Raw genomic sequence first — 24,955 nt, 5'->3', positions numbered from 1 at the left:
ACATCGAATTCGGTGGATTTGCGATGTCACGACAATCTAAATCGACACTAGAAAAAGTGAATGTGCCTTCCGATTTATTCGGAGTTTACGCGACATTGGGCCGGGGCTTGCCGGGCGGCGATTTCAGATCGAATTTCATCGCGAGTTCTCTATGTGTTGATTGCATGGCAGGCCATTTGAAGGTAGCGCGCATGGCATTGGGCGCGCCTTTGTCGCCGGGACGCCAAGAGGCCGCTCCGGGCGGTGATTTTCAGCAGGGTGAGAGCCTCCCCAGGAGGTGATTATCGTCCAAGCGAGGCGTCGAGAGGGTCTGTCGCTAGCTCGCTAAAGACCGGCGCACCGCTACCATACCACTGGCCCTCCGTCCCGCATCGCCACCGGCATTCGAGCAACACTGGTGGCGCCTGTCGCGACGGGCGTCATTGGCGGAAAGACATGCTGTTCGACTAGCCTCATTCATACCGCAAGCAAGAAATAAACGCTCGATCCACGTTTGGGATTCACCGCATATTCCAAGAAAACCAGGTACTGCCTTAAATTACTTGGCTTTGATGCCATCCGCAGCAGCAGGTCGCACGGCGGGATGAAGTCCACGGAGAAGCATATGAGGCGCATCATCGTCGCTGCGATCATCGCAAGCATGGCAGCCCCCACCTGGGCAATGCCCGTCGGAGCGCTAAGGCCGTCGGCTTCCGATACGGTCACGAACATCGACCTAAGGAGGCCTTCCCGCCATCGACCGGGACATGGAGTACGGCCACCGCACCACAGGCCACCCCACTATCGGCCCTCGCGTCCGCCACGCCATCACCGGCATTCGAGGAACAATAGCGGCGCCGTCGCCGCGGGCCTCATTGGCGGAATGCTGCTCGGCGGGATGGCGATCTCGGCTGCCCGCCAGCACAATCACAGCGCTTGGAACAACCATGTGAACTGGTGCTCGCAGCGGTACCGCTCCTACCGGGTCTCGGACAATAGCTGGCAGCCCTACAATGGCCCACGCCGGCAGTGCATCTCGCCCTTCTGAGTGCGCTCTGGGCTCGCTGGTGCTAGGAAGCCTACTGGGATTTGTTGAAACGGCTGAATGCAAGCTTGGACGGGAGCAAAAGCGAGCCTGGCAAAGGCCGGCGGGGCCATTGGCGTGAGCCAGCGGAAGTATCCCGCCTGTTCAAAGAGCATCTCCGCGAAGGCGTTTGCCGATCAATTGATACATGTCCGGCGTTCTGGTCGATGCGACGAATCTCGGTCCGAAAGTCGCAGGTCCGCAGGGAAGACATGGTTCTCTGTTTTCATCCACGTCGATGCGCCAGTTGGGAGGACTATTGTGCTAAAAAATCTATCGATCGCGGCAATCAGCGCCATCATGATTGTAAGCTTCAAGCATTCCGCGTTTGGCACGTCGATCGGCGTGGGCAATCCCTACCCAGTCAGTCACTACGAGTGCCAGGACGGCACGCGTCTGGCAGTGCGTCTCCTCGGGGATCGCGCTTCTGTATCCGTCAACGACGCGGCCGAGGTCGATCTGCCCTCCAAGGGACCGGAAGGAACGACGTATTCGAACGGTCAGTGGACGCTGACCATCATACAGGGACGCCTGTCCTGGGGTGTTGGCCGAGCTGTGCCATCTCTATGCGCCGGCGGTTGAGCCTCCCACCTCAGGAAAACTGATGAAGACTATCCAGTTCGGTCGCGCACTTCATCGCAGCTTTCGAGATCCAGATACGCGTCGGCTCCTCGTGCATTGCAGTGTTTCTGGACGCCTGGTGCCTCGGCGCGGCCGGCGGCAGGAACAATGGCACCCATGACAATCTCCATCCGTCAAACCAGCGGTTAATGCATGTCGCCCAGAAGTGCGCAGCGGTTCTGGGCGACATGCATTAAAACAAAGACTTAAAGCGAGTCGCCTGAATCTGTTTCGACGCGACACGCTTTAATCCCAAGAGATGCGCTTCGACAATAATACCGAAAACGCACGCGCTCTGACGGCAGAGCATAAAATGCAAAGAATCCAGAAACTAGGCATTGTGTCTCCAAATATCCGAGCCACCATGCAGAATTATTGACAACGTGTTCGCATGCGCGTGATGTCGGCTTAATTCACCAAAGAGGACGAAAGATATGCGGAGATATGCACTAGCTGCCCTGTTAAGTGCCGCACTCGGCTTTGGTATTCCTCTTGCCGCTGTGTCCCCAGCGGGAGCTGTGACCGTAAATATAAATATCGGATCAAACCTTAACAACGGCCGCGCGATTACTTGCGCTCAAGGCCAGCGATTGATTCAGAGCAGAGGTTTCAGGGACGTGCGTCGCGTGGACTGCCGGGGACGCAATTTTGTTTATCACGCGCGTCGCATTGGCGGCAGCACTTTCGAAATAGTGCTGAATGCCCGTACTGGCCGCGTGGTGGATTTCCACCGCATTCGTAGATGACTCAGAGAGGCAAGGGAATGACGCAGTTGTCCGAGACCCAGCAACCCAGACGATCTGCGTGGACGAACTCGGCGATCGGAATCGTCTTTATCCTGGCAGGGATCTTCGTGTTGGGCGATCTGGCGCTGGCCACGACCATCAGCGCACTTGTCCTGGGAATTGCGATCGTATGCGCCGGCTTTGTCGAGATCGCCCTCGCCATCTGGGCCGGCGGGTGGCGTGGTTTTCTCTGGCAGACGATGCTCGGCATCCTGTACGTCGTTTTTGGCTGCCTGCTCATCAGCTTGCCGGTGCTGGGATCTATCATCCTCACATGGGTGCTCGGTGTCGTGCTCGTGATATCTGGGCTCGGAAGAATGTCTTTGAGCCTGCGCTACCTGTCCACCGACCGATGGATGATGCTTGTTTCCGGCCTGTTCGGTCTCGCGGCTGGCTTCTTGATACTCATCGGATGGCCATCGACCGGGGTTTGGGTGATTGGGGCGTTCATGGGTATCGACCTAGTTCTTCACGGCCTGGGCTGGCTCGTTACAGGCTTTCGGCCAACGGATACGACCCGATGATCCAACCATTTTCACCGTGACCGTTACCCGCTTTGCGGCATTGGCTCCTGTCCTGCCGCGACGGTTCCCAAGCGCGGCAAGCTTTTTGCGTAGGGTTTCATTTTGTCCTGGACGTCGCGAACGGCCCGTCGATGCGCACGATGCCGCATGATCGGGATCAGCCACCCCTCGAGACCAGCAGCGCGCCTCTGATCACATAGGAGAAGTTCGGGCGGCTCCGGACGAGAATTCGTCGCGACAAAGCCGAGCGCAACGGACGAAGCGGCCGACAACCAATGTCGAGACCGCAGGCTTGCCAGTCGGACAGGCAAGCAAAATGAGACGTGCTGCACACTATTCGGATTTCCGGCTCAATCTTTCACCTTCTAGGATGTGTATTACGTGCCCTTGGAAAGTCTTAGCCTAGGAGGGTCCCATGTCCGATCTGATCGTCATCGTCTATCCAAACGAGGCCAAGGCTGAAGAGGTACGTCAACGGCTCATAGGACTTCAAAAGGAATACGTTATTAAACTTGGCGACGCGGTTATTGCCACCAAGACCGAGGCGGGTGCGATAAAGCTCAATCAACTTGTGAATACGACGGCGGCAGGCGCTGTATCCGGTAGCTTCTGGGGCTTGCTTATCGGTGTTCTCTTCCTGAATCCGTTGATCGGACTTGCGGTCGGCGCCACCTCCGGAGCCCTTGGCGGCGCTTTGACGGACGTGGGTATCAACGATGCGTTCATGCGCGATCTGTCAGCCAGCATCCAGCCTGGGGACGCTGCCCTGTTCGTGCTCGCGCACGAGATGACAGCGGACAAGGTGCTCAAGGAGATCCAGGCCTTTGGCGGCGTGGTGCTTAAGACGTCGCTGGATGAGACGAAGGAGCAGGTTCTGCGCGATGCGCTTCAACGCGCTTCCGCGATGGCCGGCCAAGGCGCGGCCGCGACCGCCTGACCGCGGTCACGGAACATCCCGGAATCGGAACTCTGCTGGTCGGCAAGGGCGATGGATGGCCCGATAGTAAGTGGGCGATGCAAGCATGTCCGGCCTTGAGACAGCGGCCCTGCTTTTGATTGAAGCCATCTGCGGCGCGGGCGGAGCTTTCGCTACGACTTGGTTTTGGCGCATGGCTGCGCTGGGTTGGAAATCTGTCGCGGCGGCTGGCGTCGTGGGAGGACTGACCCTGACAGGGCTGGCCGGTCGGATTCCCGCCTTGGCAAACTTCCTCGGCAACGTCGAAAATGCTGTCGATGCCACCGCTCGTGGTGTCGGCACCCTCACGCCCGGCGTGCTGATTGGCGTCGGCATTGCCGGCCTTCTTGGCGGCATCCTGTCGGTTTGTATCATCGGCCTCGTCCGGGGCGCGGGATCCGGACGTCGCTAGGGGCCCGGCCAATCGAATTTCCTGGCGGCAATCACGCGTTCCGCCGATCGGCGGACCCAAGCAACTGAGCGATCCAAAGGGTCGCCGGCGATTGCGAGCAAAAAGTAACCAGCGCGATGGTGATGGGCACACCTATGAACGCGCCGAACACACCCCAAAGAAACGACCAGAAGAAGACCGAAAACAGCACCACAAAAGGCGACATCGCCAACACGTAACCGGCAACCCGCGGTTCTATGTAGCTGCCGATGACGAACTGAATGATGTTGAGGCCGGCAAAAATCGAGACGGCGGCCTGTGGCGATCCGAACTGCGCGAGCGCGTAAAGCGTCGGCAAGAATGTCGCGACGAACGGCCCGATAAACGGAATATAGTTCAAGGTGAAGGCGATAACGCCCCACTCGGCGGCAAACCGCAGTCCGAAAGCCGCCGAAAGCGCGCACACCATCGAACCGGTCGCAAGGCTCATCAATGTCCGAACCAGCATGTAACGTCGCCATTTCGATGCTGTCTGACTGCTGCCATTGATCAGTGCGGCCGCCGCCTGGGCGCTCAGCGCTACACGAGCATTGCGAGCCGCCGCTTCAGCGTCGAGAAGACCCAGAAGCACGTAAACGACGACAACGATCCAGAACGAGATCACGGTATTCAGCCTTGCGGTCACGCCTTGAGCTATCCGCACGAACCAGCCGACATTGAAATGCTCGGCCCAGGCGCCGGCCATCACGACACCGTGCCCTTCCAACCACTCGGCGAGTTGACTGTAGAGTCCTTGAAAGCGGGCGCTGTCGGCGAGGACCGATCGGCCAATGCGGCCAAAACCCCAACTGGCGATCGATGCAAAGGCGAAGAATGCCAGGACGACGACACAGACGACTATCGCCAGTGCGATCAGCTTTGGAAGAAGCCGCTGCAGGTTGCGCTGCAATGGCCACACCAGCGCGATGAGGAAAAGAGCGCACACGACTGGCGCGAAAATTGAGGCAGCGGCCTGCAGCGCCCATATGACGGCGATAACCGCCAGAATATACGTAGGCGCAAAGAGCGTTCGCTTCGCCATGGTATAGTCTGTTCCCGGCCGGCTGGATGACGTTACAGACAACTCCGAAATTGGTCCGGAAGCTTGCTCAGCGCCCAGACCAATGTTCATCGATATCGCTTAACCAGCTCGATTCGTGCTGAATAAAGCTGATCTTACGCATCGCGCCTAGCACCGTTTTGTGATGGGTCGACCCTGACGATCGCGAACCGTGTGACCCCAGCGATCACGAACCCAGCATTCGCGATGATGCGCGCGCGGTGCCGTCGCAGCGCCGACCACAGCCCCTGTGCCGCCACCGACCGCCGCGCCTACAAGGGCACCTCGACTGCCGTTTGCAAGGCCGCCGATGACCGCACCCGTTCCGGCTCCTGCCAACGCCGTGCCTGCTGTTCGCTGTTCCGTGGCAGTACAACCCGCGGCCATCAGAGCCAAAGCAGAAACGAATATAATACTTCTCATGGTTTCATCTCCTGGGTACATTTACATCCGCTCGCCAACAACGAGCATTCCGTCCAACAATGTGCCGATTGTTCCTATAGGATTGGGAGCGACTCCAACGCTCTATGAGCAATTCTGGGGTAGACGGTCTTTATGTGCTGGAGGCCGTCCGACAGGTATGGCCTTCAGACTATTTGGGGGCCGACCGGCCGCCTGTATCGAGCCCGGCCGGATTGCTATCAATAGTCGACCGCATCGCGAATGATGGGACAGGTCATGCAATGACCCCCGCCTCGGCCGCGGCCGAGCTCCGCGCCTGAGATAGTGATGACCTCTATGCCTTCCTTGCGCAGCAGCGTATTTGTGTATGTGTTGCGATCGTAGGCAAAAACGACACCAGGCGAGGCGCAAACTAGGTTGGCGCCGCTGTCCCACTGGGTGCGCTCGCGCATGTAGTCGTTGCCGCCGGTTTCAACGACGCGCATCTTCTTGAGACCAAGCGAGTCACGCACCGTCTCAACGAAACTGCCTTTGTCCTTGTGGAGTTCGACGCCCCCCTTGCCGTCAGGGCGATAGGAGAATGCGTCAATGCCGTTGACGATGTCCGGATACATCAGCACGCAGTCACGATCGGCAAACGTGAATACCGTGTCGAGATGCATCGCCGCGCGCAGCTTAGGCATTGCGGCGACGATCACACGTTCGGCAGCTCGTTTCTCAAACAGGGCCGCCGCCACTTGGCTGATAGCCTGGCGCGAAGTGCGCTCGCTCATGCCGATAAGCACATTGCCCTTGCCGATAGGCATCACGTCCCCACCCTCGAATGTGGCAAGCCCCCAATCCCTGGTCGGGTCACCCCACCAGACATTGACCTTGCCGGCGAAGTCCGGGTGGAACTTGTATATCGACGTGGTGAGGATGGTCTCCTCGTGGCGCGCAGGCCAATAAAGGGCGTTCAGCGTCACGCCGCCATAGATCCAGCAGGTGGTGTCCCGGGTGTAGAGCGTGTTGGGCAAAGGCGGCAGCAGATATTCGTTGACGCCGGCCGCGTCACGGATCAGCGCCAGTTGTTCGCCGCCGATGCTTTCCGGGAATTCGAAGGTCGACAGCCCGCCGATCAGTGTTTCAGCGAGGTCGCGATTAGAGAGGCCGTCGAGATAGGAGCGGACCTCGTCGATGAGGCCGAGGCCGACCTGGTTCGGTACGATCTGCTGGTCGAGGATCCACTTCTTGGCTTCCGGAATGGCGACCGTCTCGGCGAGCAGATTGTGCATCTCGACCACCTCGACGCCCCTGTCGCGCATCTTGGTCATGAAGTCGAAATGATCGCGCTTGGCATTGTCTACCCAGAGCACGTCGTCGAAGAGGAGTGCGTCACAATTGCTGGGTGTCAGCCGCTGGTGGGCACGGCCGGGAGCGCACACCATGACCTTGCGCAACTGACCAACCTCTGAATGAACGCCGAATGAAGTATTGTTTGTCATGACCTTCCTTCTTTCTGTTCAAGGTGCGATGGCGCCCGTCAGCAGCCCGTAGGCTCCGATCAGGCCAGCGATGAGCGTGACGGCGAACACGAAGAGTTCGGCGAGCGTGAACAGCTGCAATTTCTGCTCGCGCCGCGCCCAGACGTAGAGGATAGTTCCGGGCGCGAAGAGGACGGCAACAAGCAGCACGTATTTGAGCCCGGCGGCGACGAACATGAAGACCGTGTAAATCGCCGCGATCCAGGCGAAGATCTGGTCGCGGCCGCGCTGATCCGGCGTCTTTTCATAGCCAACGCCGCTACGAGCGAGCAGGATGCCGTAGCCAGCCACGAGCAGGTAGGGCAGCAACGCGGTGACGCTCGTCATGTCGAGCATGAAGTTGAACGCGTCCCGCGACCAGTAGGTGGAGATCACGAAGAGCGATACGACGATGTTGGTGAGCCAGAGTGCATTAGCGGGAACCTTGTTGCCATTCTGCGCTGCGAAGAGCCTTGGCATGTCCTCCGACTTCGCCGCCGCGAACAGCACCTCGGCGCAGATTAGGGACCAGGCGAGATAGGCGCCGAGCACCGAGATCAGAACGCCGATCGAGATGAAGACCGCACCCCAGTGACCGACGACCGCTTCGAGAACGCCGGCCATCGACGGCTGCTGGACACCGGCGACAGCCGATTGCGGCAGAGCCGCGTAGGGCAGCAGCGTGACCGCTACCATCAGGCCTGTGACGCCGACGAAACCGAGAATCGTCGCCGTACCGACGTCGGAACGCACCTTGGCAAAGCGGGAATAGACGCTGGCGCCCTCGATGCCGAGGAAGACGAAGACCGTGATCAGCATTGTGTCGCGCACCTGGGCGATCAGGGACTTCGGCGGCATGTCCAAGCCGCCGAAGAAATTCTCGCGGAACTGCCCGAAATGAAAGAAGAAGATCAGGAGCAGGATGAAGACCAGGATCGGCACGATCTTGGCAATCGTCACGACAGTATTGATGAAGGTCGCCTGCTCGACGCCGCGCAGGATCATGAAGTGGAAAGCCCAGATGCCGATCAACGAGACGATGATGGCGATGGCGCTGCTGCCGTCCCCAAAGATCCCGGGAAAGAACCGCCCCAGCGTCGAGCCGATGAGCACCCAATAGAAGACGTTGCCCAGGCAACTACCGAGCCAGTAGCCGAAGGCGGACAGGAAGCCCATGTAGTTGCCGAAGCCGGCCTTGGCATAGGCGAAGACGCCTGAGTCGATGTCTGGCCTCTTCTCGGCCAACGCCTGGAACACCCGCGCCAGCATGTACATGCCGGTTCCCGCAATTGCCCAGGCGATGATTGCGCCGAACGGACCTGTCGCAGTCGCGAACCGGCCAGGCAGATTGAAGATGCCCGCGCCGACCATCGATCCCACAACCATGCTGGTCAGCGCAAACAGCGAAAGCTTCTGATTTTCGTTTGAAGTCATAAACCGCTCTCCTGGCTGCGCGAACCAGAGTTCGCGATCAGACGCCTCGCCGACACGTCTCGGTCCAGCAAGGTTATGTCTGATCAGAAGCAGTAAATTCGAATATCGGCAACCGGTTAAACGAGCCAAGGCAAAGGTTTTGGACGTCAGGTATACTAGTGGGATTTTATGCCAATCACGTGGGCGCCAGATTCGAGATAGGTTGCAGGCGTAACAATGAGGCCGCTGGACCGCCGTCCGCTAAGGAATTGTTGATCCAAATTCAATGAACTCGACCGTTCAGCAAAAATTCTCGATATGGACCCTGACGGCTATGGTCGTCGGTTCGATGGTCGGCGCGGGCATCTTCTCTTTGCCGCAGGCTTTTGGTCGCGAGACCGGTCCGTTCGGGGCCATGATCGCTTGGGCCATCGCTGGCGTCGGAATGCTGATGTTGGCCTTCGTCTTCCAGACCTTGTCGGTTCGCAAGCCGGACCTCGATGCGGGCGTGTATGCCTATGCCAAGGCCGGCTTTGGCAACTATCTCGGCTTCCTCTCGGCCCTCGGTTACTGGTCTGCCGCCGTTCTCGGCAACGTTTCCTATTTCGTGCTGATAAAGTCGACGCTGGGGCTTTTCTTTCCTGTGTTCGGCGATGGCAATACCATCACGGCGATCGTCATTTCCTCGATGCTTCTGTGGATCGTACATTCGCTGATCCTGCGGGGCGTCAAGGAAGCGGCGGCGATCAACACCATTGTCACTTACGCCAAGATCATTCCGATCTTTCTCTTTATCATCTTCGTTATCTACGGCTTCAGCGCCGATGTCTTCACGGCCAATTTCTGGGGCGGGGAAGAAGTCAGCGTTGGCAGCATCGCGAGCCAGGTTCGCGGGACCATGTTGGTGACCGTATTCGTCTTTGTCGGAATCGAAGGCGCGAGCGTCTATTCGCGTTACGCACGCAACCGCGGGGATGTCGGGGTCGCGACGCTCCTTGGTTTTCTCGGCGTGCTCTGTCTGCTTGTGCTGGTCACCATTCCCTCCTACGGGATCATGCTTCGTCCTGAACTGACAGCGCTGCGCAATCCCTCCATGGCCGGCGTATTGGAAGCGGTGGTCGGGCCATGGGGCGCCAAGTTCGTCAGCTTCGGCCTGCTGATCTCCGTTGCCGGTGCCTATCTGTCCTGGGTGCTGCTGGCCGCTGAAATCCTGTTCACCGCATCACATCACCAGACCATGCCGCGTTTTCTTGCGTATAAAAACAAGCATGGCGTGCCGTCGCGGGCGCTCTGGCTGACCAATACGGTCGTGCAGGTTTTTCTGGTCCTGACGCTCTTTGCTCAACAGGCCTTCAGGCTCGCTCTCGAGCTGACCAGTTCCATGATCCTCATCCCATATCTTCTTGTCGCCGCTTACGGGGTCAAGCTCGCATGGGGCGGCGAGAGCTACGAGAACGACCCCGTAGCGCGGCGTGTCGACTTCGCAAGGGCGGCGATAGCATTGATCTATACGGCCGGTCTCATCTACGCCGCCAGCGCCAAGCACCTGCTGCTCTCGGCCGTCATCTACGGACCGGGCACGATCCTCTTCGTCATGGCTCGGAAGGAGCGGGGGCAGAGGGTGTTTACTCCCGCCGAGATGGGGATGTTCGTCGTCGCCGCACTTGGCGCGGTCGCGGCAATCTACGGCATCCTTGCCGGCGCCATCGCAGTCTAGGGCCCAAAGCTGTTTCGCAGCAGAAGACCACTCAGCGTGTGCGCCCTGCTGTCAGGCTGGCTGATCTGCTGCGAGCTCGTGGCTTGGGCGCCTTGCCAGCCTTCCACGCGTGCCTCCTTTGGCGTAATGCCGAATTCCTTCCTGAACATCCGGCTATACGCCGATGGATCCGTGAAGCCCCAATCCCCGGCAATGGCGGAGATCGGGCGCCCATCCAAGCTGTTGGAAAGTATATCGCGTGTCTTGAGCAGGCGTTTGTGGCGAATATAATTCGAAACACCTCCGGCCGGTTCGAATATCCGGTAGAGGCGAGAGCGGGACACACCGAGTTCGCGGCAAAGCCTGTCGGATGCCAAGGACTGATCATTCAAACTTTGTGCAATGATTTTGGCAGCGCGCTCGGCGATCACGGCGTCGATCACACGCTTCGCCTCGGTGATGCGGTCATGTGATGGCGACACGCACGCAGCCAGCAGATTGGTGGTGGCAGTGGCAATGTGCGACACATCCACGGCCCTCAGATCGGAAAAGGAACGGTGCAGCAGAAGCATGTAGTCTGCCAGGAGTCTTTTCGACTCCTCACGTATTTCAATCCTGGACGATTGGATGAAAGGCAGGTCGCGTGGCAGGAAAACGGCAAGGAGGGCGTCGTTCTCCATCACGCATTCGTAGGGCTCTGCAAAAGATTGCAGGGTCGTTCTCACGACCTGCCAACTTCCAGGAAGCCTGCCCTTGGACAAGGGCAGGCTCAAATACCAATTGTCCACCGAAGGGTTTTTCAAATGCCGCCAGCGACAGCGGTAGCCACTGCCAGGCAATTCGAGGAACATGACAGCCAACGTTCCCAGATCCCACACTGTTTCATGTGCTGGAAACGAATGGCTCCGTTCTTGCATAAGTTCAGTGTCGGCAACGCCTTGATACCAGGTTCGAAACAGGTCGAATTGCTTAGCAGGTGGTGCCGTGGAGGTATCGATGTCGACGGCGCATTGCAGGGACTTCTCGGCACCTGCTCCTCCAGATAGCCCGGCGGCATGAACCATAGCATCCATAGCAACTATCCGTCTTTGTTGGTGCAACACGGGTTATTGCAAGAACATTAGTTCATTCTAATATATACAACTCCGGCAAGCAATGTTGAAGGTGGATGTAATACCCTGTCTACTACCAGCATAGAAGCATGTTAATCAATCGTTAACATGCCATCTGGCCCATTTGAGGTATCCACCAGGAATTCGTGAACTGGGCTTAATTGTACCCGACGGAAGTTGTGGAGGTGGCTGCGTGATATCCGAGGCTTATCAGACCGGTTGTGGTGGCTCTCAACTCAGTATGCAAGGCATCCCAATCATAGACCACCAGTCCATTTTTCTTGTTGGAGGCTGTACTCCCTGAAATGTCTTGTGGGACTAATGCCCGGATACCACGCGCACAACGGGAATCGGTAAGGACGATCTAGCCGCCCTCGCAGGCGTCACCGCGAGATCTGCAGCATGATCCTCATCGGCAGGGACCACACAGCCATGGCGCATGAAACCAGCGAGGGCCTCGGACGTCGCGACTTCATGATCGCATCGGTCGCTACCATCGGCGCTGCCGCTGCGCTCATGGCCGGGCCGGCGCAGGCGCAAACGGGCTCGGCACCTGCAAGCGCGTCTCCCGCAGGGACGTCGGGGACCGTCTATACCGGCGATGTCATCGACGGAAAGAAGGTCATCAGTTCGCTTGACATCTCGGATCTGAAACCAGGCAAGCACAGCTTTTATTTCCAGGGCGTACAGATGCCGACGGGCCAGCACTGGTACGTCTCGGTGATGGTCGCCAAGGGGGCAGCCCCAGGCAAACGACTGGGGCTGATGAGCGGCGTGCATGGCGATGAAATGAGCCCCATTCAAACCGTGCAATCCGTAATGCGTGAGCTCGATCCGGCCGCGATGTCGGGATCGGTGGTGGCGGTACTCGACATTTCGCGCCCCGCAATGGAAGGCATGGAACGGAGATGGTCGAATTCGGGGCGCGGGATCGACCTGATCGACATCAATCGGTTGTTCCCTGGCAACGAGGACGCTCCCGACGCGCCGACGCGCCACGCCGGCCTGATATTCAACCGGCTTCTGCGGTCAAACCTCGACTACGGGATCGATTTTCATACAGCCGCCACGGGCATGGACGCGACGGCGTTCCACCTTGCGCGCATGGATCTCCCCGAAGTGCGGGCGATGGCGGAACTCTATCCGGTCGATCAGATTTTCGACAACTTTGGCGAGCGAGGTCTTCTCGCCAATGCCCTCATCGATGCCGGCATTCCCGCCTTCACGCCCGAGATCGGCAAGCCGCGGATCTTCGATCACGACATGATCGCCCTGTTCGTCGAAGGAACGATGAACGTCATCAAGCACCACGGAATAATTTCAGGCCCTATCGGCAGAACCAGCAAGGATTCGAGCGTTTTCGTCGCGGACGGCATGTTTCCCGTCACCGCGACGCATGGCGGTTTCGTCGAATTGTTGGTCGAACTCAATGAGACCGTTCGGCCCGGACAGAAAGTTGCAGTCCAGAGGAACACCTTCGGCGAAATCGTCGCGGAATATTTCGTGCCTCTCGGCGGCGAAGTCGGTGCCAGGCGGACCGATGCAACAGCCGAGTCGGGGACTCCGATCGTATTCCTCATCTTTGACAGCGCCAATCCTGTCGGCGGCGATGTGTTGGTCGAGTAACGGGACCTGAAACGACAAGAACCGCGACACGAAGCGCCGTCCGGCAGGTGTCAGTGTCGCTCAACCGAAAGCAAAAGACATGCTGCGGCTAGGCTCGAAGTACGGTCACCTCGTTCACAGTTCCGGTTGCGGTTGTCTCAATCCCGATCTTCAACGAGTCTCTCGTCGTCTGGAGGCCTTTTCCAGGCGTAGTTTTCTCTCCGGTTTCGGGGCTGCCGCCATCGCCGGGGTGCTGACAAAGCCGTCCTTCGCGCAGACGGCCGCGCCCCCTTCCAAGATCCTGTTTCGCGAAGTCCGGCTATTCGACGGCAAGTCGGGTACGGTGAAGGACGGAGCGCAAATCCTGGTGGAGGGCGGCAGGATTTCCGGAATCGATATGACGAACGCCCCTCCCCCGGAGGACGCCACCGTCATCAAATGCCGCAATGGCGTTCTCATGCCAGGGCTCATCGACGCGCATTGGCATGCGATCTTCGCGGCGGTCCCGGTCAACATCCTGCTTAACGGCGACCCGGGGATTATCTTCGCAGCGTCCACCGCCGAGGCGGATCGCACGCTCAGTCGCGGCTTCACCACCATACGCGATCTGGGAGGTCCCTCCTTCTCCTTCAAGCAGGCTATCGACACCGGGCTGATCCCTGGCCCGCGCATCTATCCCTCCGGCGCGATGATCACGACCTCCGGGGGCCACGCCGATCTTCGCCTGCCAAGCGAGATTCCGCGCGACGGCGGCAAGCTCAGCAAAGGTGAACTCCTGGGGGGAGCGGCCATCGTCGACGATATCGGCGACCTGAAGATGCGGATCCGGGAGCAGCTTCTCCAAGGCGCGTCACAGATAAAGTTGGTGGGCGGCGGTGGCGTATCATCGCCCCGCAGTCCGCTGGACATCGTCACCTTCAGCGAAGAAGAGCTGCGGGCAGGCGTCGAGGTGGCACAGGATTGGAGCACCTACGTTACCGTGCACGCCTATACGTCTCGCGCGATACGACGCGCGCTGGCAGCTGGGGTGCAGTCGATCGAGCACGCGCATCTGATGGACGAGGACACGGCGGCGATGATCGCCGAGAAGGGCACATGGCTAAGCACCCAGCCCTTCCTGACGGCGGAGGACACCGGCCCGCTGACGGGACCTAGCGCCGACCGCGCCCAGGAGCTTTTCTCAGGGACGCCGAGGATATATGCCTTTGCTCGCAAGCATGGCATCAAGACGGCCTGGGGTTCCGACGTGCTGTTCTCGCCTGCGTTGGGTCCGCGCCAGAGCATGATGCTCACGCATTTGGCCAACTGGTACAAGAACGCCGAAGTCCTGCAGATGGCCACCTCCGGCAATGCCGAACTGCTCGCACTCTCCAATCTGCGCAACCCTTATCCGGGCAAGCTCGGCGTCATCGAAGAAGGAGCTTTCGCGGACCTCTTAGTCGTGGACGGCAACCCGCTCGACGACATCCGGCTGATCGAGGATCCGCATAAGAACTTCGTCGTCATCATGAAGGACGGCCGGCTTCACAAGAGCACCCTTTGAGAGTCAGCGGAAAACCGTATGCCGCCTTCACTTCCCAGCAATCAGTTAATCCGACACGGCCTCATGGTCCTGACGAAGCAAGGCCGCGAGAAAATCTCGACTAGGCAGTGGTCGTCATCGGGAAATCTCGCCGCGAGGCAACCAGACAGGCTCCTGACGCTCCGTCCGGCAGACTTCTTCCTGATACTTTCCATTGAGCGCTCTCGGCTCTCTTCTCTGCCCGCAGGGTGCGAGATCGATATTTAGAACCTGCATGGAACGGGGACATGCCAGAAAAATCGGATCACCCACCTGCAACGCCATATGAACGGGCCGAAATCGAGCAGGGCAAGTGGCGCAGGTTTCTGCTCTTTGGGCTCCTCCTGCTTGCGGGCGGCGTGTTTTCAGTCGCAGTTCCCAGCGTTTCCAATTTCGCATCCAACGTCGTGTTCGCCGTGGCCCTGATGGCAGTCGGCGTCATCAAGGTCATCCAATCGCTCTGGATCAAAAGTTGGGTGGGCTTCGTGTGGCAGGAACTGACCGGCTTCTTCGAGCTCATCGGCGGCATCATGATTTACTTCAATCCTATCAAAGCATCGGCCGCAATATCACTGTTCATAGCGTTTGTACTATTTGTCCACGGTGTTCTTCAATTAATCATCGCCGCTGAAGTCAGGAAAGTCGGCGGCTGGTATTGGTTCGCCGTTTCCGGAATCGTGGCCATATTCGCTGCTTTCTCCATACTGCTGAAGTGGCCGATCGTCAGAGAGATGCCGACTGGCTTGGTGGCCGGATTTTCCATGATGATTGCTGGACTGGCGTATCTCGTCATTGCCCTGAGCGTGCGCAGGACGAAGATTTTGTCTTGAGAGCAGGATCCGACGATGATGAAAAGCAATTTTGACTTTCGAGCCAGGGTCGTGGCGGCCGCATTGCTAGTCAGCGTGGGCGGCTTCGCGGGAGCGGCACGTGCGCAGACCGCGGCGACGGTGCCAGTGGTCGTGCAGAAGGTCCAGTCCGGTCCGGCAAACGCGCCGCTGACATACAACGCGCAGGTCGAGGCGATCGATGCGGTCGACATTCAGGCGCGCGCGTCCGGCCTGCTCAAGGAGATCAGGTTCTCCGAAGGCCAGCACGTGAAGGAGGGCGATCTGCTTTTCGAAATCGAGCCGGATCAACTGTCGGCGGCGGTAATGTCCGCACAGGCGCAGGTGGCCAGGACCGAAGCCACCCGCAACGCCGCGCGACAAAGCCTCTCACGCGCCAGGGACCTGCTCAGCCGCAGGACTATTTCTCAGGCCACGTTGGATGACGCGCAGGCTGCATTCGATGTCGCCGCGGCGGATGTTCAAAGCGCCAATGCAGCCCTCAATACGGCCGAACTCAATCTTTCCTATGCTCAGATCAGGTCTCCCATCAATGGCACCATCGGCCGCTCCCTGGCGACGCGCGGTAATCTCGTGGGGCCCGGCTCCGGATCATTGGCGCGCATCGTACAACTCGATCCTATCCGCGTCGCATTCTCGATCGCTGACAGCACTTTGGTCGACATCAGGCAGAAACTTGCCGGTGGCCAGAAGATCGATGCGAACAAATTCCACCTGAGTCTGTCTCTCGCCAACGGCACACAATTTGCTCTGCCGGGGCGGGTGCAGTTCATCGACAACGAGGTCAATCAGCAGACCGGTACCGTCGCTGTCCGCGCGCTGTTCCCCAACCCCGACCACATTTTGGCGCCTGGCCAGTTCGTCCGGCTAACAATCGTCGACGAAGAAGCCCGGAAATTGCCGATGGTGCCGATGGCGTCCGTTCTTCAGGACCGCCAGGGCAAGTTCGTCTTCGTGCTCAACGACAACAATACCGTGACCAGGCAGGCGATCACGACCGGTGCGCGCATCGACAATCGCTGGGCGGCGACGAGCGGATTGGAAGGCGGCGAAACGATCGTCGTCGAGGGCCTGCAACGCGTTTCCGATGGTCAGCAGGTCACCCCCCGCGAAGCGGAGGGTACGCAATGATCTCGGACCTCTTCATCAGCCGCACCCGGCTCGCGATCGTCGTCTCGATCATCATTTCGATCGCCGGCGGGATCGCGGTGTTTTCCCTTCCCATACAGCAGTATCCGCAGATCACCCCTCCAACGGTGACGGTGTCGGCCTCCTATCCGGGAGCAAGCGCGGAAGTCATCGCCGACGTGGTGGGCGGCCCGCTGGAGACGGCCATCAATGGCGTGGACCACATGATGTACATGTCGTCCACCAGCTCCAATGCCGGCCAATACACGCTATCGGTGACCTTCGAGGTCGGAACCGATCCCGAGACAGCACAGATCAACGTGCAGAACCGCGCCCAGCTGGCGATCTCGCGCCTGCCGGCGGCGGTCGCGCAGCAAGGTGTCTCCGTGCGTGCCCGCTCGCCGGATTTTATCCTCGGCATCGCTTTCTATTCGCCGGACGACAGCCTCGATGCGCTGGCGATCACGAATTTCATCACCACGACCGTCGCCGACACGATATCGCGCGTGCGGGGCGTCGGCGAGGCCTCGGTCGCCGGGGCTTCGGAATACTCGATGAGGGTGTGGCTCAACCCGCAGCGCATGGACGCGCTTGGCCTGACGCCCGACGATGTCTCGGCCGCCATCCAGCGGCAAAACATCCAGGCGACGCTCGGACAGGCCGGCGCCCCCCCGCAGGCGCAGGGCTCGGAGCTGCAATACACTCTGGTCGCGCAGGGGCGGCTGAGAAGCGTCGAGGAGTTCGGGGACATCGTCGTGCGCACGGGCTCGGCGGGGGCCAAGGTCTACCTGCGCGACATCGCGCGGCTCGAGCTTGGCGCGCTAAGCTATGCTTCGAGCGCCAGCTTCGCCGGACACGCCTCGGCGATGATGCAGATCAACCAGTCGCCCGGCGCCAACGCCATCCAGACCGCGGCGTCGGTCCGCGCCGAACTGGAGCGCCTCTCGTCACGCTTTCCCAAAGGCATGCAGTATCACATCGTCTACGACGCGACCCGCTTCGTGAATGCCAGCATCTCGCTGACGGCCAGAACCCTGCTTGAGGCGTTCCTGATCGTTCTCGCAGTCACCTACGTCTTCCTGCAGGATTGGCGCGCCATGTTCATCTCGGCGCTTGCCATCCCGGTTTCCATGCTCGGCGCCTTGGCGGTGCTGTTTGCCGCCGGCTATTCGCTGAACATGATTTCTCTTTTGGCGCTGGTGCTGGCGATCGGCCTGGTGGTGGACGATGCCATCCTTGTCGTCGAGAACGTCAAGCATGTGCTGGAGGATACCCCTGACATCGCGGTCGCCCACGCCACGCGCAAGGCGATGCACCAGATCACCGGGCCGATCATTTCCACGACCTTGGTGCTGCTTGCCGTGGTGACGCCGACTGCGTTTCTCGGCGGCATAGGCGGCCAGCTCTACCGGCAGTTCGCCGTGACGCTGTCTTCGGCGCTGGTGATTTCCTCCTTTGTCGGATTGACCCTAAGCCCGGCGCTGGCCGCACTGCTTTTGCGGCGCGATATGGGCCATTTCAAGCGTGGCCCGCTGGCCTGGTTCACGGCATTCATGAACAAGACGCGCGACGGCTATGGACGCCTCGTCGGGTTTCTGGTGCGGCATTGGTACGTGCCGGTGGCGGGATTGCTTGCCTGTTTTGCCGCCGCCTATCTGATCTTCACCGGGCTACCGTCGACTTTCCTGCCCGACGAGGACCAAGGCGCGCTGTTCGTCGACATCCAGTTGCCCAATGCCGCTTCGCTCGACCGCACGAAAGCCATCGTGGAGGACGTGCGCAAGATTCTGACCGACACCGGAGGCGTGCAAGACGTCATCACGGTTGCGGGGTTCAGCATCCTTCAGTCGACGAGTTCGCCGAGCGGCGCAATGGCGGTCGCGGCGCTGAAGCCCTGGGACGAGCGCAGGTCCAGCGAACTGCAGCTCGCCGGCATCCTGCAGGCGCTGCGGATGAAGTTCTCCCAAATTCCGGGCGCGAACGTCGCCGTGTTCGCGCCGCCGGCGATTGCCGGCATCGGCTCGGTCGGTGGCCTGGACTTCCGCCTGCAAGCGCTTGAAGGACAGCCGCCACAAGAGATCGCGCAGGTCGTCGGCGCCCTGCTTGGCGCCTTCAATCATCTGCCGGAGCTCGGCGGGGCCGCCACCACCTTCAGCGCCAATGTCCCGCAGGTCTATGTCGACGTCGACAGAACGCGCGCCGAAGCGCTTGGGGTAAGCGTGTCGGACGTCTATTCCACCATCGGCGCGGCCTTCGGATCGCGCTACGTAAATGATTTTACGCTCAATGGCCGCGTGTTCCAGGTCAATCTGCAGGCCGATGCCGATTTCCGTGCCCATGCGGAAGACATCTTGAACCTGCATGTGCGTAGCCGGAACGGCACCATGGTGCCCTTGAACAATCTGGCGTCGTTGACGACGATCCTGTCGCCATTCGCTATCCAGCGTTACAATCTCTCGGTCGCCGCTCCCATAAACGCCATTACCGCACCTGGAAGCAGCAGCGGCGGCGCCATGGACGCGATGGAGAAGACAGTGGCCCAGCTGTTGCCGAATGGCTATGGCTTCGAGTGGTCAGGCCTGTCGTTTCAAGAGCGCCGCGGCAGTGGCCAGGAGGGGCTGGTCTTTGCGCTGGCGTTCCTCTTTGCCTATCTCTTCCTTGTCGCCCAATACGAGAGCTGGTCGCTTCCGTTGATCGTCATCCTTTCGCTCGGAGCGGCTCTCTTCGGCGCCATAGCGGCATTGAAGGTCTTCGGGTTGCAGAACAGCCTCTACGTGCAGATCGCCATCGTGCTGCTGATCGGGCTGGCGGCGAAGAATGCCATCCTGATCGTGGAATTCGCCAAGGAGCGGCGCGATGAGGGACTAAGCATAATGGAGGCGGCGCGGATCGGGGCCGAGCAGCGCTTCCGGGCCGTCATGATGACCGCGGTTTCCTTCATCCTCGGGATCATTCCTCTTGTCGTGTCGACTGGCGCCGGTGCGGGCGCGCGGCGGGCTGTTGGCGTCACAATTTTCGGGGGCATGGCCGCGGCTACGACTATTGGCCTGTTGATCATCCCCTCCGTCTATTTTGTCGTCCAGAAAGCAACCGAGTATCTGTCGTCCCGGCGTCGGGGAGATCGTACGGAACGCCTCGATACGATCGAACCATCACATTGAGGTTCGTCCTCGCCAAAGGGCGGTCGAAATGGCCCGCGGCAACCATTTATATTCTTGGAATCTCAATTCTTGGCTTTGCGTCCATTTTTTCGCCGAACGGACTCCTTCTCCGAAACGCGACGATGGACTGAAGACCGGATGTAGGTACATTCGGCGCAATATTTGGCGAAGTTGCCCCCAGAGGCCGGTTTCCGGGCGGCCTTCGAATTCAGTGACGCATCGTCTGGAGGCTGCAACCGTGAGTCCAAAGTCCTGCTCATCCTTGCCGTTGGCCGCTTCGCTCGCGGTGTTGTCGCTGTACGCCACCGCAACGAGCAATGCGGAGGCTGCCTCGTTGGCTGCACGCGGCAACGAACCCGGCTGGCAAATCAGCATCTCGGACACCGCGCTCAGCTTTAACGCCTTAGGGGGCGAGACCTTCACAGCTCAGCCGGCTCCGCGTCCCACAAGGCAAGGCGACGCCGACACCTATCTGGCGACGGTAGACGGCCGGCAACTCGCGCTGACCATCGCTGCCAAAATATGCGTCGATACCATGAGCGGAATGCCATACCCCCAAACCGCGACCGTCATCCTTGGCGACCGGAAATTTGAAGGCTGCGCCGGAGAGCCGGGCGACCTCCTTCACGGAGATTGGCTCGTGGACGAGATTCGAGAAGAAACCACGGTCGCGGGTTCGAAACCCACCCTTGCCTTCGAGCCGGACGGACGCATCCATGGGAATGGTTCGTGCAATCGGTTCTTTGGCGGCTTCGCCTTGACCGGAGAAGCGCTGACGATCTCGGAAACCGGCTCGTCCAGGATGATCTGCGATCAACCCCTCATGGATCAAGAGCGCAATCTTCTGGAGGCACTCGGGTCCGTCCGTCGCTTTGAAGCCCCACAGACAGGACGAGTGCAACTGTTGGACAAGGATGGCCAAAGGCTGGTGAGTTTACGAAGATAAGCCGGCGCGGCCAGCAGCATGCAGAACCCCGCAGGACGATTTGTGTTGGTTATCTCGCTGGCGTTGCTGGTGCAAAGCTGCGCCGGTCCAAGAGCCGTGACGGGCCTTGCCTCGCCTGTACAAATTAGCAACGAAATGTCGGCCATTTCCTTCCTGATCGCCACCACGCGCACAAGATCGCCTATCTCCGAACCGCCCTATTCGCGGGATCGTTCCCCGATATTGAGCTTTTCGCAGTTGACTGTCGTCGTGCCGGCCACACACCGGCCGGGCACCGTCGAGACGTCATCGACATCACCCGATCCGAAGCGCCATTTTTCCGCTCGTGATCTTGTCCGCTTCGAGAACAGAGCATCCTTCGCAGGTCGGTTAAACGGTATGCTGGCGAAGCGTCCGCCTTCGGAGCGCGAGGTGTTTATCTTCGTGCACGGCTACAACAACAATTTTGCCGAAGGCCTGTTTCGTAATGCCCAAGTCGTCCACGACTACCGCATCTCCTCGGTTCCGGTTCATTTCTCCTGGGCGTCGGCGGGATCTATCGGCGCCTATCTTTTCGATCGCGATAGCGCTCTCCAGGCGCGGGACGGCTTGGCCGAAACGATCGAAATCGCAGCTCGATCGAACGCTAGCGGTGTTTTCATCGTCGGCCATTCCATGGGCGCGTATGTCGTAATGGAGGCGCTTCGCACCCTTGTATTGCAAGGTAAGGCGGCGGTGACCTCAAGAATCCGCGGCGTCTTGCTTGCCGCGCCCGATATCGATCCAGATGTCTTCAGCAGCCAAGTCAGGGACATACCCCAACTGCCGCACCCCTTCACGATCGTTGTCTCTCGGCGAGATCGCGCCTTGAGCCTGTCGCGGCGCATTGCAGGTGGCCAGCCACGAGTCGGCAGTGGCTTCGATATCCCGCTCCTCCAGAAAAAGGACATTCAGGTTATCGACATTTCCGACGTGGACGGCGGCGGCCACAGCGGCTTTGCAACGTCGGAAACACTGATGAAGCTGTTGAGGTCCGGCCCCCTGCTGCGCCGTCTCATCGTGAACGAAGATATGCCGGTCGAAGACAAAGCCGAAGAGACCCGGCAGATCATCTTCGATAACGCCTCCCTCGTTCTCCATCTGCCGCTCACAATCCTGAAGCGGTCGGCATCCCGGCAATCCGTGTCCCAGCAGCCGGCGTCCGAGATCGGCGCCATGTGATGAAAGCCCCTGCATTTTGAATCAGACGGAATGAACATTTGGAAGCTGAAGTCGCGATAACTCAATCAATCCTGCTGAAGCTTGTGCTTGCGTTGCTGCTCGGCGCGCTGATCGGTGCGGAACGCCAGTACCGGCAACAATATACAGGACTTGTGACGCACGCGCTGGTCGCACTGGGCGCGGCGGCATACTCCTCACTGCCGGGCGCTCTTGGCTCAGGTCTCGATCTTAGAATGGGGGCTCAGGTCGTAACCGGCATTGGCTTCCTTGGCGCCGGCCTGATCATCAGGGACGGTTCCAACATAAGAGGGTTGAGTACGTCCGCGACGATCTGGAGCACTGGCTCTGTCGGGGTCTTCGTAGGCTTTGGCTTTCTGCTGCTGGCCGCGGAAACCGCAATGCTCATTATTATACTCAATTCGCTTCTTCCTAATTTCTCAAGATTCTTTCGAAGGCACTCTCAGGAACAACCTGCCGTCGAATACACGTACACCATAGAGATCGTATGCTCACGGGATAATGTTTATTTGCTCAGATCGATTCTGCTTCAGACCATCAATACAAACCTCCTCCGCCTACGCTCCCTTAACAGCCATCCCATCAATGAGGGCGACGCCATGAGAATAGAAGCAACGTTGTTCAGCAACCGTGATGATGCGCAATCAGTTGAACGCGTCGTCGCTCACCTCGCGCTCGACTCGAATGTTCAGTCGGCTTCCTGGGAGCCGGAAGAAAAGACCGAATAGAGCGAAAGCCAGAAAGACCCTCGACACCACCTCGAAACGTCAAATTTTAAGGAGCTGCTACAATGGAAGGAAACACCAAGGCCTTGTTGGCAAACAAATTGATAGCTATCGGCCTCTTGCTCATAGGCTTTCTCATTTTTGCATCGGGCTATCGCTATGGCTCTCCATCGAGCATCATGGTTGGCTGTCTTCTCTTTGCTATCGGAATCATTCTTCTGATTATAAAGATCGCCCGCAGAAACAAGCCGGACTCGGTTGCTTGACTTATCGAGTTGGACGAAAGCGATCGCGTCCAACTCCAGTCCGGACAAAAGACTTGGAGAGGCCCTCGTTGTTGGAGGCTCCTAACTGGTACGCCCGCCAGTATAATTCCGTGGTCGCGCGCACCCGCGAGTCCGATCCCGACGCGAAATTCCATATCCAGCAGATTGGCGAGCAGCGCCATGCATCGAGCCTTGCAACGATAGACTATGGCGACGCGTTCGTCCTGGATTTGCGGGACAAGGGTGGCATCGCCATGTCCGGGGCGATCAATGACGATGCGTTGACGGCGGTGTTCCTCTGGGGCGAAGGCACGACCTTCAACGGACAACGGAGTGAAGTACCGCAGTTGCGGATCATCGGCCCGGGAACAGAATTCAAGCTGGAGATGCCAGGAAGCTATCGCCTCATGCGGATCGGTCTGCGTGGGTCCGCGCTCGAGTCTCTGCGCACGGCATCAGCCTCCCACCTGGGCCAGAGGACCGCGCTGATGCCAGGGATACATGAGCAACGCCTCACGGCAGGAGCCGAGCTGGAGCTTCAGCAGAGGCTGCTGCGAACCGTCGGGTTCGCGGAAGCTGCAGCACAGCGTGGCTATGACCTAAGTGCCGGCCTGGCCGTTGCGGCGAGCGAAGCGGGCGCCGCGCTCGCGCGGGTGCTTTCCCTCACGGAGCAACCATCCCCCCGCACCTTCGGCTCCAGCGATCGGCGCGATATCGTTGATGCCACCCTGGCCATTCTGGAGGCAAGGCCTCATAGCCCTGTTTCCGTCAGTGCAGTCTGCGAGGTACTGGGCATTGGCGAGCGAATGTTGGAGCGCGCCTTTCAGGAACGTCTGGGAGTCAGCCCTCGAGCTTACGAGCGGGAGCGGCGGCTTCGGGCCGCGCACGGCCTTATCCTGACGCAGGGCGATCGCCTCTCGATCACCGACATCGCCATGAGCTTTGGTTTCTGGCACCTGGGCCGTTTCGCTGGAGCCTATACGTCAATCTTCGGATGCTCCCCCAGTGAGGCGCGTCGGCGCTTCTGGAGACACGCAGCACCAGACTGATGGGATGCTCAAACCTGCCGATCCGAGGCTGGTTAACGCGGTGCCCCAGGCATTTTGATCAGGATGGAAGACGATGAAGCCGTCGGCTCCTGTGGACGGAGGCAGTCGGCAGAAATGCCGGATCCCCCGCGGTCGGCGAATCCTAAAGCCAACGACACACCTACGCGTAGGGCCTCATCACAGCTATGTGCAGCCCGCATTCGGCCTAGTTGCCTATTGAACCACCCCAATCCGAGAGCTTTCGGGCACTCCGTCGGAAAGTGGATAGAAATTGGTTGGCCGTCAGGAGATTCTGATGGCGCGACCTCAGTGGGGCCGCGACAAACCTTCCGACCGGTTGGTCGCAAGCAAGAGAAACGCAAGGTCACTCCACATGGCGCGCTCGGCGCCGATGAGAATGGCCATAGTCGCAAGGGTAAATACGATGCGAAAACGCTGTCCCAGCTTCCACGAGAAATAAACGCATTGTCTACGTTTGGGATTCCTAGCCCACTCTAGGGGAGCATCTCCGGCTTAAGATTGCCTCAAAATCAATCTCATCCGCGGCGGCAGGTTGAGGGTGTGTTTTATTGTCGGTTTCCTTGCGGGAAACGGCCTGCCGACCTCTTGAGCTGCCTATACTTCGGCGTCTCATGTACGACAGGAGTTTGTTATGGACGCGAGAGTAACCGCTGCCGGCATTCCCACCGACCCTTTTGCGGATGAGCCTCTAAGATGCGCCATCGACGTAAATAGCTTGTCGGCACCCCCAGCCGAACAGTTTGATTTCTATCGATCATGGTTTGCCGGGGTTGCCGAAATACAGCTTCTTCGGGCCGAGCACGCCGTGTTCCCGGCTCGTCATCAGGTATGGCAGTTGGGCGATCTGGCGTTGAGTTCCATCTA

At 59.4% G+C, this 24,955-nt stretch carries 22 protein-coding genes; 16 read left to right on the top strand and 6 right to left on the bottom strand.

The genetic code is table 11. From position 1 onward, the window contains the following. Window positions 1–456: 456 nt before the first annotated feature. Window positions 457–711: a hypothetical protein gene (locus FJ973_RS31390; protein WP_224655846.1), complete on the bottom strand. Its 255-nt coding sequence runs from the start codon at window positions 709–711 to the stop codon at window positions 457–459. On the opposite strand from FJ973_RS31390, the gene FJ973_RS31755 reads away from it, so the two are divergent. The 5 genes from FJ973_RS31755 to FJ973_RS13640 all read left to right on the top strand — a co-directional run bounded on the left by FJ973_RS31755 (window position 605) and on the right by FJ973_RS13640 (window position 4,360). Beyond that, on the top strand, window positions 605–1,027 hold the full coding sequence (locus FJ973_RS31755) for a BA14K family protein (protein ID WP_348640289.1): 423 nt from the start codon (window positions 605–607) through the stop codon (window positions 1,025–1,027). The genes FJ973_RS31390 and FJ973_RS31755 overlap by 107 nt on opposite strands. Before the next feature lie 57 nt (window positions 1,028–1,084). Beyond that, window positions 1,085–1,645, top strand: a complete 561-nt coding sequence (locus FJ973_RS31385; RefSeq protein WP_224655847.1) for a hypothetical protein — start codon at window positions 1,085–1,087, stop codon at window positions 1,643–1,645. Between the two features lie 802 nt (window positions 1,646–2,447). Beyond that, window positions 2,448–2,993 (top strand): DUF308 domain-containing protein, encoded by a 546-nt coding sequence (locus tag FJ973_RS13650; RefSeq protein ID WP_181167676.1) that lies wholly within the window; start codon window positions 2,448–2,450, stop codon window positions 2,991–2,993. 415 nt (window positions 2,994–3,408) lie between these two features. After that, entirely contained in the window at window positions 3,409–3,930 is a 522-nt protein-coding gene (locus FJ973_RS13645; protein WP_140499392.1) for a DUF1269 domain-containing protein, read from the top strand. An 85-nt stretch (window positions 3,931–4,015) separates the two neighbouring features. Further along, window positions 4,016–4,360: a hypothetical protein gene (locus FJ973_RS13640; RefSeq protein WP_140499394.1), complete on the top strand. Its 345-nt coding sequence runs from the start codon at window positions 4,016–4,018 to the stop codon at window positions 4,358–4,360. Window positions 4,361–4,391: 31 nt separating this feature from the next. Here the strand turns inward: FJ973_RS13640 and FJ973_RS13635 are convergent, their stop codons facing one another. The 4 genes from FJ973_RS13635 to FJ973_RS13620 form a co-directional block, all read right to left on the bottom strand. Further along, entirely contained in the window at window positions 4,392–5,420 is a 1,029-nt protein-coding gene (locus tag FJ973_RS13635) for an AI-2E family transporter (RefSeq protein WP_140499465.1), read from the bottom strand. Between the two features lie 147 nt (window positions 5,421–5,567). Further along, window positions 5,568–5,825, bottom strand: coding sequence for a YMGG-like glycine zipper-containing protein (locus FJ973_RS31750; RefSeq protein ID WP_348640292.1), 258 nt, complete (start codon window positions 5,823–5,825; stop codon window positions 5,568–5,570). Between the two features lie 254 nt (window positions 5,826–6,079). Beyond that, window positions 6,080–7,324 (bottom strand): arginine deiminase, encoded by a 1,245-nt coding sequence (gene arcA / locus FJ973_RS13625; RefSeq protein ID WP_140556220.1) that lies wholly within the window; start codon window positions 7,322–7,324, stop codon window positions 6,080–6,082. A gap of 18 nt (window positions 7,325–7,342) precedes the next feature. Next, the gene (locus FJ973_RS13620) at window positions 7,343–8,776 is read right to left on the bottom strand and encodes a basic amino acid/polyamine antiporter (protein ID WP_140499399.1); all 1,434 of its coding nucleotides are present in this window, start codon (window positions 8,774–8,776) and stop codon (window positions 7,343–7,345) included. Window positions 8,777–9,041: 265 nt separating this feature from the next. Here FJ973_RS13620 and FJ973_RS13615 point away from each other — a divergent pair, with 265 nt between their 5' ends. Further along, on the top strand, window positions 9,042–10,472 hold the full coding sequence (locus tag FJ973_RS13615; RefSeq protein ID WP_140556218.1) for a basic amino acid/polyamine antiporter: 1,431 nt from the start codon (window positions 9,042–9,044) through the stop codon (window positions 10,470–10,472). Here the strand turns inward: FJ973_RS13615 and FJ973_RS13610 are convergent. Continuing rightward, window positions 10,469–11,524 carry a helix-turn-helix domain-containing protein gene (locus FJ973_RS13610; protein WP_140556217.1) on the bottom strand — a complete coding sequence of 352 codons (1,056 nt, stop codon included), beginning with the start codon at window positions 11,522–11,524 and terminating at the stop codon, window positions 10,469–10,471. The genes FJ973_RS13615 and FJ973_RS13610 overlap by 4 nt on opposite strands. A gap of 471 nt (window positions 11,525–11,995) precedes the next feature. On the opposite strand from FJ973_RS13610, the gene FJ973_RS13605 reads away from it, so the two are divergent. The 10 genes from FJ973_RS13605 to FJ973_RS13560 all read left to right on the top strand — a co-directional run bounded on the left by FJ973_RS13605 (window position 11,996) and on the right by FJ973_RS13560 (window position 24,070). Then, a complete protein-coding gene (locus FJ973_RS13605; protein WP_140556449.1) occupies window positions 11,996–13,189 on the top strand; it encodes a succinylglutamate desuccinylase/aspartoacylase family protein in 1,194 nt (397 codons plus the stop codon). A gap of 79 nt (window positions 13,190–13,268) precedes the next feature. Continuing rightward, window positions 13,269–14,711 (top strand): amidohydrolase family protein, encoded by a 1,443-nt coding sequence (locus FJ973_RS13600; RefSeq protein ID WP_140521318.1) that lies wholly within the window; start codon window positions 13,269–13,271, stop codon window positions 14,709–14,711. Between the two features lie 266 nt (window positions 14,712–14,977). Further along, the gene (locus FJ973_RS13595; RefSeq protein WP_140499407.1) at window positions 14,978–15,559 is read left to right on the top strand and encodes an HdeD family acid-resistance protein; all 582 of its coding nucleotides are present in this window, start codon (window positions 14,978–14,980) and stop codon (window positions 15,557–15,559) included. Between the two features lie 15 nt (window positions 15,560–15,574). Next, on the top strand, window positions 15,575–16,708 hold the full coding sequence (locus tag FJ973_RS13590; RefSeq protein ID WP_140556215.1) for an efflux RND transporter periplasmic adaptor subunit: 1,134 nt from the start codon (window positions 15,575–15,577) through the stop codon (window positions 16,706–16,708). Next, the gene (locus tag FJ973_RS13585) at window positions 16,705–19,866 is read left to right on the top strand and encodes an efflux RND transporter permease subunit (protein WP_140556214.1); all 3,162 of its coding nucleotides are present in this window, start codon (window positions 16,705–16,707) and stop codon (window positions 19,864–19,866) included. The genes FJ973_RS13590 and FJ973_RS13585 overlap by 4 nt, the downstream gene beginning before the upstream one ends. Window positions 19,867–20,104: 238 nt before the next feature. Then, window positions 20,105–20,812 carry an META domain-containing protein gene (locus tag FJ973_RS13580; protein ID WP_181170904.1) on the top strand — a complete coding sequence of 236 codons (708 nt, stop codon included), beginning with the start codon at window positions 20,105–20,107 and terminating at the stop codon, window positions 20,810–20,812. Between the two features lie 18 nt (window positions 20,813–20,830). Then, entirely contained in the window at window positions 20,831–22,012 is a 1,182-nt protein-coding gene (locus FJ973_RS13575; RefSeq protein WP_140521313.1) for an alpha/beta fold hydrolase, read from the top strand. A gap of 38 nt (window positions 22,013–22,050) precedes the next feature. Beyond that, window positions 22,051–22,758, top strand: coding sequence for an MgtC/SapB family protein (locus tag FJ973_RS13570; protein WP_181165254.1), 708 nt, complete (start codon window positions 22,051–22,053; stop codon window positions 22,756–22,758). Window positions 22,759–22,820: 62 nt separating this feature from the next. Then, window positions 22,821–23,021, top strand: a complete 201-nt coding sequence (locus FJ973_RS13565) for a hypothetical protein (RefSeq protein WP_140499417.1) — start codon at window positions 22,821–22,823, stop codon at window positions 23,019–23,021. A gap of 110 nt (window positions 23,022–23,131) precedes the next feature. Beyond that, entirely contained in the window at window positions 23,132–24,070 is a 939-nt protein-coding gene (locus FJ973_RS13560; protein WP_140527977.1) for an AraC family transcriptional regulator, read from the top strand. Window positions 24,071–24,955 lie beyond the last annotated feature (885 nt).

The sequence above is a fragment of the Mesorhizobium sp. B2-1-3 genome (assembly GCF_006442495.1).
Classification (GTDB): Bacteria; Pseudomonadota; Alphaproteobacteria; order Rhizobiales; family Rhizobiaceae; genus Mesorhizobium.
Note: the sequence above shows the minus strand (reverse complement) of the source record. Positions and strands in the feature narration are given on the sequence as shown.

Coding starts and splice junctions, on each gene's coding strand:
- FJ973_RS31750 (WP_348640292.1), bottom strand. CDS start 5,825: ATGGCCGCGGGTTGTACTGCCACGGAACAGCGAACAGCAGGCACGGCG.
- FJ973_RS31755 (WP_348640289.1), top strand. CDS start 605: ATGAGGCGCATCATCGTCGCTGCGATCATCGCAAGCATGGCAGCCCCC.
- FJ973_RS13590 (WP_140556215.1), top strand. CDS start 15,575: ATGATGAAAAGCAATTTTGACTTTCGAGCCAGGGTCGTGGCGGCCGCA.
- FJ973_RS13620 (WP_140499399.1), bottom strand. CDS start 8,776: ATGACTTCAAACGAAAATCAGAAGCTTTCGCTGTTTGCGCTGACCAGC.
- FJ973_RS31385 (WP_224655847.1), top strand. CDS start 1,085: ATGCAAGCTTGGACGGGAGCAAAAGCGAGCCTGGCAAAGGCCGGCGGG.
- FJ973_RS13635 (WP_140499465.1), bottom strand. CDS start 5,420: ATGGCGAAGCGAACGCTCTTTGCGCCTACGTATATTCTGGCGGTTATC.
- FJ973_RS13575 (WP_140521313.1), top strand. CDS start 20,831: ATGCAGAACCCCGCAGGACGATTTGTGTTGGTTATCTCGCTGGCGTTG.
- arcA (WP_140556220.1), bottom strand. CDS start 7,324: ATGACAAACAATACTTCATTCGGCGTTCATTCAGAGGTTGGTCAGTTG.
- FJ973_RS13600 (WP_140521318.1), top strand. CDS start 13,269: ATGCTGCGGCTAGGCTCGAAGTACGGTCACCTCGTTCACAGTTCCGGT.
- FJ973_RS13640 (WP_140499394.1), top strand. CDS start 4,016: ATGTCCGGCCTTGAGACAGCGGCCCTGCTTTTGATTGAAGCCATCTGC.
- FJ973_RS13605 (WP_140556449.1), top strand. CDS start 11,996: ATGGCGCATGAAACCAGCGAGGGCCTCGGACGTCGCGACTTCATGATC.
- FJ973_RS13610 (WP_140556217.1), bottom strand. CDS start 11,524: ATGGATGCTATGGTTCATGCCGCCGGGCTATCTGGAGGAGCAGGTGCC.
- FJ973_RS13650 (WP_181167676.1), top strand. CDS start 2,448: ATGACGCAGTTGTCCGAGACCCAGCAACCCAGACGATCTGCGTGGACG.
- FJ973_RS31390 (WP_224655846.1), bottom strand. CDS start 711: ATGTTCGTGACCGTATCGGAAGCCGACGGCCTTAGCGCTCCGACGGGC.
- FJ973_RS13595 (WP_140499407.1), top strand. CDS start 14,978: ATGCCAGAAAAATCGGATCACCCACCTGCAACGCCATATGAACGGGCC.
- FJ973_RS13565 (WP_140499417.1), top strand. CDS start 22,821: ATGGAAGGAAACACCAAGGCCTTGTTGGCAAACAAATTGATAGCTATC.
- FJ973_RS13615 (WP_140556218.1), top strand. CDS start 9,042: ATGAACTCGACCGTTCAGCAAAAATTCTCGATATGGACCCTGACGGCT.
- FJ973_RS13585 (WP_140556214.1), top strand. CDS start 16,705: ATGATCTCGGACCTCTTCATCAGCCGCACCCGGCTCGCGATCGTCGTC.
- FJ973_RS13645 (WP_140499392.1), top strand. CDS start 3,409: ATGTCCGATCTGATCGTCATCGTCTATCCAAACGAGGCCAAGGCTGAA.